At 62.4% G+C, this 12,111-nt stretch carries 10 protein-coding genes; 7 read left to right on the top strand and 3 right to left on the bottom strand.

Annotation, left to right across the window (positions count from 1 at the left end; genetic code table 11):
• The first annotated feature begins 462 nt into the window (after positions 1 to 462).
• Positions 463 to 1,383: a LysR family transcriptional regulator gene (locus tag B0G69_RS24615; protein ID WP_121321865.1), complete on the top strand. Its 921-nt coding sequence runs from the start codon at positions 463 to 465 to the stop codon at positions 1,381 to 1,383.
• A gap of 7 nt (positions 1,384 to 1,390) precedes the next feature.
• On the opposite strand, the gene B0G69_RS24610 is transcribed toward B0G69_RS24615, so the two are convergent.
• The gene (locus tag B0G69_RS24610) at positions 1,391 to 4,381 is read right to left on the bottom strand and encodes a winged helix-turn-helix domain-containing protein (protein ID WP_121321863.1); all 2,991 of its coding nucleotides are present in this window, start codon (positions 4,379 to 4,381) and stop codon (positions 1,391 to 1,393) included.
• A gap of 289 nt (positions 4,382 to 4,670) precedes the next feature.
• Between B0G69_RS24610 and B0G69_RS24605 the strand changes: the two genes are divergently transcribed.
• The 6 genes from B0G69_RS24605 (at position 4,671) to B0G69_RS24580 (ending at position 10,518) form a co-directional block, all read left to right on the top strand.
• Complete coding sequence (locus tag B0G69_RS24605) at positions 4,671 to 5,372, top strand: TetR/AcrR family transcriptional regulator (RefSeq protein ID WP_121321861.1); 702 nt, start codon at positions 4,671 to 4,673, stop codon at positions 5,370 to 5,372.
• 183 nt (positions 5,373 to 5,555) lie between these two features.
• A complete protein-coding gene (locus B0G69_RS24600; RefSeq protein ID WP_121321859.1) occupies positions 5,556 to 6,041 on the top strand; it encodes a VOC family protein in 486 nt (161 codons plus the stop codon).
• A 2-nt stretch (positions 6,042 to 6,043) separates the two neighbouring features.
• Complete coding sequence (locus B0G69_RS24595; protein ID WP_121321857.1) at positions 6,044 to 7,267, top strand: FAD binding domain-containing protein; 1,224 nt, start codon at positions 6,044 to 6,046, stop codon at positions 7,265 to 7,267.
• A gap of 73 nt (positions 7,268 to 7,340) precedes the next feature.
• Positions 7,341 to 7,703, top strand: a complete 363-nt coding sequence (locus B0G69_RS24590; protein ID WP_347232512.1) for a DUF485 domain-containing protein — start codon at positions 7,341 to 7,343, stop codon at positions 7,701 to 7,703.
• A 38-nt stretch (positions 7,704 to 7,741) separates the two neighbouring features.
• Entirely contained in the window at positions 7,742 to 9,367 is a 1,626-nt protein-coding gene (gene actP, locus B0G69_RS24585) for a cation/acetate symporter ActP (protein ID WP_121321853.1), read from the top strand.
• Between the two features lie 29 nt (positions 9,368 to 9,396).
• Positions 9,397 to 10,518 (top strand): amidohydrolase family protein, encoded by a 1,122-nt coding sequence (locus B0G69_RS24580; protein ID WP_121321851.1) that lies wholly within the window; start codon positions 9,397 to 9,399, stop codon positions 10,516 to 10,518.
• Here B0G69_RS24580 and B0G69_RS24575 read toward each other — a convergent pair.
• Both B0G69_RS24575 and B0G69_RS24570 read right to left on the bottom strand, forming a co-directional pair.
• Positions 10,515 to 11,108: a DUF3331 domain-containing protein gene (locus tag B0G69_RS24575; protein WP_241991453.1), complete on the bottom strand. Its 594-nt coding sequence runs from the start codon at positions 11,106 to 11,108 to the stop codon at positions 10,515 to 10,517. The two genes, B0G69_RS24580 and B0G69_RS24575, sit on opposite strands and share 4 nt — an antisense overlap.
• Positions 11,065 to 12,054, bottom strand: a complete 990-nt coding sequence (locus B0G69_RS24570; protein ID WP_121321847.1) for an MBL fold metallo-hydrolase — start codon at positions 12,052 to 12,054, stop codon at positions 11,065 to 11,067. Before B0G69_RS24570 ends, B0G69_RS24575 begins: the two co-directional genes overlap by 44 nt.
• Positions 12,055 to 12,111: the final 57 nt, after the last annotated feature.

The raw sequence follows: 12,111 nt of genomic DNA, 5'->3' as shown, positions 1-12,111 counted from the left end.
ACGGCAATACCGCGTCCATAAGGCCGCTCGCAAGCGGGCGCCGCAGAACATCATTGCGCGACAGCCCGAACTGAAGCCGATCAGGCCGGTCATGCCTACGTCGTAGGGGTTGTCGTACTCGATAAACTGTTTGCCGCCCAACTCCCGCTCTGGCGAGTGTGCCGGCGAGATATCCTGCAACAGTTGTGCTTGCCATGCCTGACTCCTCTTCAGGGAAGACAAAAATCGGCCGGGCGCTGACGAAACTGAACGGCGGGCACAAAGACCGCAGGAACCGCCGCCGCAAAGTAGCGTGGCACGGATGCCTCAAGCCTATAACGCTACGACATCGCCGGGAAAAACCACTGAGTGAATCTGACCGCGAGCGCGGCGCGAGGAAAGTCGCATCGATTGCCGGAAGGCGCTAGCGAATCGCCCGGAATCCAGTATGCTGACGTACCGCCTCCAACCCGCACGTTCGCCATGAACCTCTCTTTTGAAGTCCTGCAGGTGCTCGACGCTATCGATCGAACCGGCACCTTTGCAAGCGCGGCGGAAACGCTGCACAAGGTTCCATCGTCGCTGACCTATCTGGTGCAGAAGCTCGAACTCGATCTCGGCGTCAAGCTGTTCGACCGCAGCGGACGGCGCGCTTTGCTCACGCATGCGGGGCGCGTGGTCGTCGAGGAAGGACGCCGTCTTCTGCAGGCCGCGGAAGACCTCGAATGTAAGGCAAAGAGAATCCAGCACGGCTGGGAGTCCGAACTGCACGTCGCGATCGACGAGATTATCCCTTTCGAATTGCTATGGGAGCATGTCAGCGAGTTCTATAAGCTGAAGCTCGACACGCGCCTGCATCTGTCCAAAGAGGTGCTGGGCGGCTCGTGGGACGCGCTTCTGACGCGCCGGGCGGACCTGATCGTGGGCGCGGCGGGTGAGCCGCCGCCGATTCCCAATCTGATCGCGCACTCGATCGGTTCACTGCGGCATGTGTTCGTCGTGGCGCCGCATCATCCGCTCGCGTCGATACCGGGGCCGCTCACGCAGGACGTCGTCGCGCGCTATCGCGCGGTGGCGATCAGCGATACGTCGCGCAAGCTCGCGCCGCGCACGATCGCGCTCGCCGAGAACCAGGAGGTCATGACGGTTCCGACACTCGAAGCGAAGCTCGCCGCACAGATCAGGGGCCTTGCCGCGGGCACGATTCCGGAATGCCTCGCGGCCGAGCCGTTGAGCCAGGGCGAACTGGTGCAGAAGGAAGTACTCGGCATGCGGCACACCACGCATTTTTATCTTGCGTGGCGCGGCGACGAGGAAGGAAAGGCGTTGCGTTGGTGGGTCGACCAGTTGAACCGTGCGGACCTGATCGACGAGGCGGCGCAACAAAGAATGTTGAACGGGTGAATGCGGCTTAACCGCGTTCGTTGATTTTTGCCTCTGTCGGCAGATCGGAAGCACCCGCCAGCGCGCATGATGCGGCCGCTGCATCGATGGAAGGGCAGGCATGCTCTCCTGCCAAGGCTGCCGTGATCCGCAGCACATGCGTGGCGGCCTTGAAGTCGTCCCAGTCGAGGCCTTCGGTGAGCTTCGAGCAGGCGGAGCGCAATAGCCGCGCTGCTTCGGCGCTGCGTCCTTGCGCGTGCCAAAGCCGGCCCAAGCTGGTCGCTGCCCGCAATTGCAATGAGCGGCAACCTCGCGCCAGTGATTCCTCCAGCGCCGCGCTCAGGCAGGCCTCCGCATCCCGCGCAACCATCCCGGAGGGAGGCGCGCCAGCCTCGTCCATCAGGAGCAACTCGCCATGAATGCGCCTGAGTTCACCGGCATACCACTGGTCACCGGTTTCGTCGCACTGAACGAGCGCTGCCACCACGGCGGCAATGCCCTCTTTCCGTTGACCCGCGCGTCCAAGCGCGAGGCTGTACTGTCCGGCAAGCATTGCGCGCGGCGCACCGAATTCGAGCGACTCCAGTTGGTCCAGCGCGGCGCGGAAAGCGCGCAAGCGCTCCGGTGAGACGTCGTCGATTGAGCGCAGGTATTCGTCGAAACAGCGGCAGCAGGCTTGAGAAACGCTCAAGCCGGCGTGGGCCGATATCTCCTGCAACAACGCTATCGCCTGGGCGGCCCGCTCCCGCTTGTTCGACAACAGCGCAAGCGGAACCAGCGCCTCAGCCAGCACGTAGCATTTGACGATAGCCTGTTGCTGGTTGCACGCGTCCATCACGCTCTCCTCGGCGAGCCTGAGTGCCTGGTCGCGCCAACCCTGCAGCCACAGCACGCGCGCGAGCGTCGCCCGGCCGGCGATACGTTGATCGACGGACTGCCCGAGTGGCAGCCGATGCTGCAAACCGTCACCGTGCTGCAGCAGCTGCTCGAGCGATACGCGGGCCTGCTGGTGATCGCCCGCGTAGTGCGATGCGATGCCCAACAGCCGGTATGCAAGCACCGCACCGGCCGCATCGCCGGTTTCGGAAGCGAGCAGCGCGAAGCGCCTCGCGAACGCCAGCGCATTGCGCGCTGCACCGGACGATTGACTACCGTTCCACATGCCCCACAATGCGCGGGCTTCGAACGCCCGGTCGCCTAGCGCGATTGCCGACGCGAGAATCTCGGACCAGATGCCGAGGGTTTCCCGGTTCGGCCCGTTGACATAGACCAGCGCGGCGCCAAGCGCCGCTTGCAGTTGCATTCGCACGCGCAGGTGACGGGCCGAGCGCGAACTCTGATGAGTCGTCGCCACGGCATCGAGCGCACGCCGCGCCCAGCCGCAGCACTCGTCGACAAGCGATAGTTCGTAGAGCAGAAATACGGCCCTCACGGCGAGTGTCTCGCCGAGTTCTTCGTCGCCTTTTGGCGAGAGCGCCCAGCCCAATGCCGCGCGCACATCGTCCAGAAGCGCGCGCATGCGCTGAGCCCAGCCATCGGAGAAAGCGCTTGCCGGGTCCGAGCGACTCTGCGCTTCGCGCTCCAGCAAGCCCAGGAAGTAACGCGCGTGACGAAGCGTGACGAAGCGCCGCTCGCCGTTGTCCTCAAGCTTCTGCATGGCGTAGACACGCATGGTTTCCAACAGGCGGTAGCTGGCCCTGCCACCCTCCGACCGCGTCACCACCAGCGATTTCTCCACCAGCCCCGACACCGCTGCGATGACATCGAGTTCGCGCAGCGCGTCGTCGCCGGCCACTGCGATCGCCGCTTCCATCGTGAAGCTGTTGACGAAGATGCCGAGGCGGCGCAGCGTCGCGCGCTCGACATCGTCGAGCAATCCGTGACTCCAGTCCAGCGTCGCCTTTAACGTCTGGTGTCGCGGCAGCGCCGTGCGATTGCCACCGGTCAGCATATTGAAGCGGTCGTCGAGATGGCCGGCGAGCGTTTCGATACCGAGGATGGCCGCGCGCGCCGCCGCCAGTTCGATGGCCAGTGGTATGCCGTCGAGCCTGCGGCAGACCATGCCGGTCAGCTGCGTGCTTCTTTCATCGCAAGAGAAACGCGCGTCGATGGCACGCGCGCGCGACAGGAACAGTTCGACCGCGCTGCATTGCAGGACATGCTGACTTGGGTCGTCCTGGGTCGGCACCTCCAGCGAGGCGACCCAGTACAAATGCTCGTTCACCACGCGCAGCGGCTCCCGGCTGGTTGCCAGCACCCGTACCGAAGGACCAGCACCCACGAGCGCTTCAGCAAGCTCAGCGGCCGGGCCGAGTACATGCTCGCAATTGTCGAGCACGAACAGCACGCGCTGCCCGCTGAGCTCATTGCCAATGCGCGCGAGCGTCAGCGGCCCGCAGACCGGATTGACACCGATGCTGGCCGCGAACGCCGCGAGCACGCTGCCCGCGTCCAGCGTGGAGGCGAGCGATACGAGATAGACGCCATCAGGAAAGCGCGCCAGCAAACCGCGCGCGGTTTCCACGGCCAACCGCGTCTTGCCGATGCCGCCCGCGCCGACAAGCGTAACGTGGCGGGCCGAAGCCAGAGCCTGCGCGACATCGTCTATCGCTTTGTCCCGCCCGATCAGCTGCGAGTAACCGGCAGGCAGGTTGTGGGGAACGGCACGGACTTCAGTGACATGGCCCGCTCCGACTTCATGACCGGCCTCTCTGGATGCCGTGTTCGACGCACCGTTCTGCACGAGCCGGTAGCCTCGTCCGGACTCCGTCCGTATCAGCCTGCGGCTTTCGCCGAGCACCTTGCGCAGCGCCGACATATGCACCTGCAGATTGTTCTCCTCGACAATCGCGTTCGGCCACACCTGCTTGAGCAATTCGCTCTTCGACACCAACTCGCCGTTCGCGGCGATCAGCGTCGCCAGCATGTCGAATGCACGACTGCCCAGCCGAACGGGCCTTCCGTCGATAAGGACTTCCCGACGGCCCAGGTCAACCTCGAGTGGACCTATACGAATCATTGCCTAGTATCCCAAGCACAGCGGGTGGAGGAGGAACTGAGGCATAACCGCTCAGCGTTGCGTCCCCGAAGTCTAGAACAACGAGGAAAGCGGATGCGCGGAAAAAACTGAACGTATCGTTCAAAAATCTTGTACTAAGCGCGCACTGCGGGAAGAGCTGGACGAAACGAATGAGCGTGACGAACGAGCGCTGCACCGGCGCGCCATTGCCTAGCCAGACAGGGGTAATCTTTGTATGATGCGTGCGATCACACTGGGTAGTGAACACGCCATGCAGAGAAAAGGACGGATGGTCGACACAGCGTCGGAGAGCGAAGCGCAGGACAACCGGAAAAGCGTCACGCGCCGCCTTGCACCGGAAGTGCGAGAGCGCCAGATCGTCCTGAAGGCCGTCGAGCACTTTGCCACGCATGGTTTTTCCGGCAGCACGCGCGAACTCGCGCGCCAGCTTGGCGTGACACAGCCGCTTCTGTACCGCTATTTCCCAAGCAAGGAAGCCTTGATCGACCGCGTGTACGAAGAAGTCTATCAATGGGACACGCGCTGGGAAAATCTCATCAAGGACCGGTCTGTGCCGATCCAGGAACGGATGGTGCGGTTCTACTCGTCTTACTCCGTCGTGATCCTGCGGCGCGAGTGGATCCGGATTTTCATCTTCGCCGGCTTGACCCGCGAAGGCATCAACTCCAAATATCTGTCGCGGCTGCGCGAACGCGTCTTCCTGCCCGTCATGGCGGAAATCCGCGCAGCCTATGACCTGCCGGCGCCGGCCGGCGCGAAGCAGCGCGAGATCGACCTGGAATTGATCTGGAGTCTGCATGCCAGCATCTTCTATCTCGGCGTGCGGAAATGGATCTACGGATTGCCCGTCAGCGACGACATCGACGACCACATCGCGCGCCAGATCGACGCCTTCCTCAATGGCGTGCCCGCGGCGCTGAAGCACGCGTCGAAAGAATCCGCGAAACCCAAGGCTAAAGCCAGATCCTGATGGGTCCGGCCAGCTTGCCGGCCGCGTATCTCCTTCCTCCATCGCGTCACTCCTCTTTGCGTTGTCCAGCGCGTAGCGCAGGGTAAACACCTGCGTTACGCCGCTTTCTCCTGCTCGCGCATTCACCTACAATTTATCCACCGATCACTTATCGATTGATAAATTGTACAGCAGGAGCGACACATGCCCGTTTCAAAACTTGCTCACTACTCGATCCGCACGACCGACCTCGAGAAATCCTGCCGGTTCTATGAGCGGATTCTCGGTTTTACGCGGGGCTACCGGCCGCCCTTCGATTTTCCCGGCGCATGGCTTTACAAGGGCGGCGACGAGACCGAGTTCGGCACGGTGCACATCATCGGCGTCGATCCGCACAATCCCGCCGGGCTCACCGCCTATCTCGGCGACAAGGCAACGTCGGCCCCCGGAACCGGCACGGTCGATCACATCGCGTTTCTCGCCACAGGTGTCGAAGACATGTGGAAGACCCTGCAGGCGGAAGGCGTCGCCTATCGCGACCGCACCGTGCCGAGCCTCGGTCTGCATCAGGTGTTCATTGAAGACCCGTCCGGCGTGACGATCGAACTGAATTTTCCCGCCGAAGAACTCACCCGTCTGGCCGAGGCGCAGCCGGCCACCGTTCATGCATCCTTTCACGCAGGAGACTAACCGTGGCCCATGCTTTTACACGTCGCAAAGCGATCATCGCAGGCGGCTCGCTGGGAGGTCTGTTTGCCGCCAATTTGCTGGCACGCAACGGCTGGGACGTCGACGTGTTCGAGCGCGTCCCCGACGAACTGGCCGGGCGCGGTGCCGGAATCGTCACGCACCCCGAACTATTCGACGCGATGGCCGCAGCGGGTATCGCATTCGACGACACCATCGGCGTCAAGGTACAGTCGCGCGTGACATTCGCACAGAACGGCGCGGTGCTGTCCGAGCGCCATCTGCCGCAGACGCTCACCGCCTGGGGCAAGATGTACCACGTTCTGCGCGCGGCGCTCCCCGACATTCATTACCATGCCGGCGGCAACGTTGCCTTCGTACAAGACGGTCCCGATCAGGCGATGGTGACGCTTCATGACGGCAGTGTGCTGCACGCGGACCTCGTGGTCGCGGCGGACGGTTTCAAGTCGGCGATACGCGAGCGGTTCTTGCCCGGCGTTCAACTTCAGTATGCCGGTTATGTCGCATGGCGCGGCCTCGTGGACGAAGCGTCGCTCTCGCCGCAAACGCGCGAGGCGTTGTTCGAGAAGTTCGCTTTCTGCCTGCCAGCGCGCGAACAGATTCTTGGCTACCCGGTCGCCGGCCTCGGCAACAGCACGACCCCAGGTGAGCGCCGCTACAACTTTGTCTGGTATCGCGCGACCAGCGAGGATGCGCAGTTGCCGGATCTGCTGACTGATGAATCCGGCAAGCGCTGGGCGGGCGGCATTCCTCCCACCCTGATTCGCCAGAAAGTGCTCGCCGACATGGAAGACGCGGCTCTCACGCTGCTCGCGCCGCAATTCGCCGAAGTCGTGACCAAAGCGGCGCAACCGCTCTTTCAACCCATCTTCGACCTTGAAGTGCCGCAAATGGCGTTCGGCCGGGTCGCCTTGCTCGGGGATGCGGCATTCGTCGCCCGCCCGCACTGCGGCATGGGCGTCACCAAGGCGGCCAGCGATGCGATGGCGCTCGTGCGTGCGCTGCAAAACCATGCCGGTGTTCAGGACGCGCTGGCGGACTACAGCCGCGAGCGCACCCAGGTCGGGGCGGCGATCGTGCAACACGCGCGCCATCTCGGCGCCTACATGCAGGCCCAGTTGAAAGACGACGTCGACCGTGAAATGGCCGAACGCTATCGCACACCCGACGCCGTCATGCGCGAGACCGCGGTACCCGCGCGCTTTTAAATATTCATCGTGCCCGCTGCTGCTCCGCGCAGCCGTTGCGGACCACGGAGCAGCCGCTTCGAAAGGAGACAAAGTGGAACATAGCGCTCCAACCTGTCCGATGAGCGCGCGATACGTCGCAGCCGACTCGCCGCCCCCAGCCAATCCGCTGCTCGACGATCCGCGCTTTCTTGCGCTCGTGCGTACGCGGCGAACTTTCTCCTGGCTCCTCGCGACGCTGATGCTGGCCGTCTATTTCGCGTTCATCCTCACGCTCGCGTTCGCACCGTCGCTGCTCGGCCGGCCGATCGTCTACGGCTATCCCGCCACGTGGGGCATTCCAGTCGGCTTCGGCATGTTCGTCTTTACATTCGCGCTGGTCGCCGTGTATGTCATGCGCGCCAACACCATTCACGACCGCGCCGTGAGTGAACTCCGGCAAGGAGCACGGCGATGAGACGGATTTCAATACCGGGCGCCCTGCCAGGCGGCGTGATGCTGCTCGGCGGCCTGGCAACCTTACCCGCTGCGGCAGCCGCTGCTACCGTCAATGCGGTTCCGGCCCGAGGGCACAACCCGATCGCCATCGGCATGTTCCTGCTGTTCGTCGCGTCGACGCTATTCATCACGCGCTGGGCGGCGAAAAAGAACCACAGCGTGTCCGACCACTACGCGGCAGGCGGCAAGATCACCGCCTTGCAGAACGGCTGGGCCATCGCCGGCGACTATATGTCCGCCGCGTCGCTCCTCGGCATATCCGCACTGGTCTTCACGAGCGGCTATGACGGCCTGATCTACTCGGTCGGCTTTCTCGCGAGCTGGCCGATCATTCTCTTTCTGATCGCCGAACCCTTGCGCAATCTCGGCCGCTACACGCTGGCGGACGTCGTGTCCTATCGATTGCAGCAGCGGCCGATCCGGGCCTTCGCCGCGTCGAGCTCAATCGTGATCGTCCTGTTGTATCTCGTCTCGCAGATGGTCGGCGCCGGCAAGCTCGTCGAATTACTGTTCGGATTCAACTATACGGTGGCGGTCGTGATGGTCGGCGTGCTCATGGTCGTGTACGTGTTCTTCGGTGGCATGCTCGCCACCACATGGATCCAGATCATCAAGGCGGCATTGCTTCTAGCGGGCGCGGCCTTCATGGCGTTCATGGTGCTCGGCCGCTTCGGCTTCGATCTGAATGCCCTCTTCTCGCAAGCGATCCTCGCGCACCCGAAACATGCCGCGATCATGAGCCCGGGTGGCCTCGTATCGGATCCGGTTTCCGCCGTCTCACTCGGTTTGGCGTTGATCTTCGGCACGGCGGGACTGCCGCATATCCTGATGCGATTCTTCACGGTGGGTGATGCGAAAGCGGCGAGGACAAGCATTCTGTACGCCACGGGTATTGTCGGAATCGGCTACGTGCTCATCATCATCATCGGCTTCGGCACGATCGCGCTGGTGGCGACGGACCCGCAATATCACACGGCTTCAGGCGCAGTGATAGGCGGCGTGAATATGGTGGCCATTCATCTCGCGCACGCGGTGGGCGGCAACATGTTTCTCGGGTTTATCTGCGCGGTTGCCTTCTCGACGATACTCGCCGTTGTCGCGGGGCTGACGCTTGCCGGCTCTTCCGCGGTCTCGCATGATCTGTATGCGAACGTGATTCGCCGAGGTGCCGCGACCGACCGTGAAGAAATGCACGTGTCGCGAATCACGACGCTCGTGCTTGGCCTGCTCGCAATTCTGCTGGGCATTGCCTTCGAAAAGCAGAACATCGCCTTCATTGTGAGTCTGACTTTCTCGATTGCGGCCAGCTCGAACTTTCCGGTTCTGCTTCTTTCGATCTACTGGCGCGGCGTGACTACGCGAGGCGCGGTGCTCGGTGGCTCGCTCGGTCTGATCATCGCAGTCGCCTTGACGATTCTCAGCCCGACCGTCTGGGTTCAAGTGCTGGGACATGCGCATGCGATCTATCCGTACGAATACCCGGCGCTGTTCTCGATGGCAGTGGCCTTCGCTGGCGTGTATGTCTTCTCGATCACCGACCACTCGCCGCGCGCCGCACGGGAACGCATGTTGTATGGCAACCAACTCGTCGATTGCGAACTCAGCATCGTGAAGCGCGGATAACACTAAAAATAGATAACGGAGACGAACTCATGGAGTGTATTTGTTGTGTTTCGCCGACACGCCGTCGCCTTCTGGGCACGATGGCCGCGCTCGCCAGCGGTTTGACCTCGGGATTGCCCGCGTCCGCCGTGACGCCTGCCCCGGGCCCAGCCGCAGATATTGCGGGCAAGGTCAGATCGATCGACATCCACGCACACTATTACCCCGAAAGCTACTGCGAACTCGTGGGCACAGAAGGCGGGAAGTTCGGCGGCAAATTCACTTGCGGCGCTAACAGCTTCAGTTTCCAGACGCCGGCAGGCGGCCTCGGACCGTTGCCGCTCAAGTTCATCCGGATCGACGAGCGGCTCGCGGACATGGACGCGTCCGGGGTCGACATGCAGGCGCTTTCGTTGAGCGTGCCGATGGCCTACTGGGCCGACCGCGCCTTCAATGCAAAGCTCGCGAGAACGTGGAATGTGGCGGCATCGGGTGTCCACCAGCGGCATCCGGCACGCTTCGTGGTGCTGGCGACACTGCCGATGCTCAACCCACACGACGCGATCGACGAACTCGAGCGCGCCGCCGAATTGCCGGGCGTCCGCGGCGTGTATATGGGCACTAACATCAACAATCGCGATCTCGACGACCTGCTGTTCGAACCGGTCTTTGCGCGAATCGAGCAACTGGATTTGCCAGTGTTTCTGCATCCACAGCAGACTGTCGGCGGCGCACGGCTGGGCGACTTCTATCTGAGCAACCTGCTCGGTAATCCGTTCGACACCGCGATTGCCGGCTCGCACCTGATACTCGGCGGCGTGATGGATCGCCATCCCCGCTTGCGCATTACGCTGCCACACGCGGGCGGCGCTTTACCGATCCTGATGGGCCGTATCGACGCGGGCTGGACGGTTCGTCCGGAAACGCGAAAACTGGCGCAAAAACCAAGCAGCTATCTGCGCCGCTTCAGCTACGACACGGTCTCGCATTCAGGCCCCGTACTGGACTTTCTGATTCAGAACATCGGCATCGACAGGCTGCTGCTCGGTAGCGACTACTGCTTCGACATGGGTTATGAGCAACCGGTCACGTTTCTCGATCGTCTTGCACTGCCACTGGAGCAAAAGAACCTGATTCTCGGCGGCAATGCGGCGCAACTCCTGCATATCTAGCGCGTTCCATCCTCTCCAACCATGGAGCTCATTTGCTCGACCACAGAAGCAAGAATCATGGCATTGGCATTAGCCGGGGGAGCGGTTCGCACTCTCGGCTTGTAGATCGAATCCTCGCGACGGATGACCGCGCCGCTCACTGCACAGCGCCCTTGCACGCGGGCGCGGCAACTGATCCACACCTGATCGACGTAGCGGCACCGGGTCGCGTCCTGCCAAAGCACGGCAATCGACGTGCCGGAAAGACGCTCGATCACTTCGACCCGAATGTGCGACGACGGCGCATAAGCGGCGTGGCGAGACGCCGGCCGCGCGAGGTATGCCTCGCGCACGCCCTCGCTTCGATATCCAGGCAGAAGCGCATGGATCACGTGGTCCCACACGGACGCCCCAATGTCGTCTATCGTGGCGTTAGTCTTTTCGCACGAAGCACAGCGCGCTTCGTGACGGATGCCGTTCGCACGATGCGTGTGACGTGTAAGCGCGATCACATCTGTTTCCATGTGCCGTTCCTCGCTGGGGTGAAAGGCAAAGCAGGCGCCGACATCATTGCGCGGGTGCTGCTTCGTAATTGACCGGCACCCAGTCATACGCACTGCCATTTTTCCTGATGTGCCCCAATCCGGGAAAAGCGATATGCGCGGCGCCGACGAGATAGTGTTTGTCCGCGGCGAGCTTGAGCGCGTAGCGGCGCGAGCGTCGCGCCGCTACCGCGTCGGAGTCATACTCGACGGACGCCGTGGGGTTGCGCAACTGAATCGCCGCGACATGAATGACGTCACCCCACACGAGCAGATTTTTGGAATTGCTCTCTACGAGATACGCTGCATGGCCCGGCGTATGGCCGGGAAGCACAACGGCGCGAATACCGGGATCGAGTTCGAGGTCCCCGCTGAAGGGCTCGAAGCGGCCGGACGCCACATAGGGAGCAACGGATGCGATTGCCGCATCGAAAAAGGTGCTGAGAAAAGCCGGCGCTTTCGTTTTGTTCGCCGGATTCAGCCAATAGTCCGCTTCGGCCTGGCTGGTCCGCACAACCGCATTCGGAAACACCATCGCACCGTTGGCGACGATGCCGCCAACATGGTCCTTATGCAGATGAGTGAGCAATACCTCGTCGATCTGCCCGGGCTGATAGCCCGCGGCGCGCAGATTGGCCAGCAGGCGTCCGCAGCAGTCGCCGTAGAGCACGCCCGCGCCAGTGTCGATAAGAATCAGCTTCGAACCGGTATTGATCAGAAAGGCGTTGATCGATCCTTGAACCGGCGCCTGCAAGAAATCGCGCGCGAGGTCACGTTCGACTTCAGCCTTCGGCACGCCTTCAATCACCGTGTCGATCGGAAACGGATGCGTGCCGTCGAGCAATGCGGTCACTTCGAACTGACCGACCATCATCCGATAAAAACCTGGGCCCTGCGTTTTGATCTGCGGCGCTGCGGCAAGCGCAGTGTTCATCCTCACCCCCGCCACGACGCTCAATATCACGATGCACCACGCACCGATATTCATGGATAATCCGCGCCGAATCAGTGTCATTACTCCGTTCCTTGTGGTTGACTCCAGTCATGGAAAAGCATACGACGGGACGTTCGA

This window comes from Paraburkholderia sp. RAU2J (assembly GCF_003634845.1).
GTDB lineage: Bacteria > Pseudomonadota > Gammaproteobacteria > Burkholderiales > Burkholderiaceae > Paraburkholderia > Paraburkholderia fynbosensis.
Note: the sequence above shows the minus strand (reverse complement) of the source record. Positions and strands in the feature narration are given on the sequence as shown.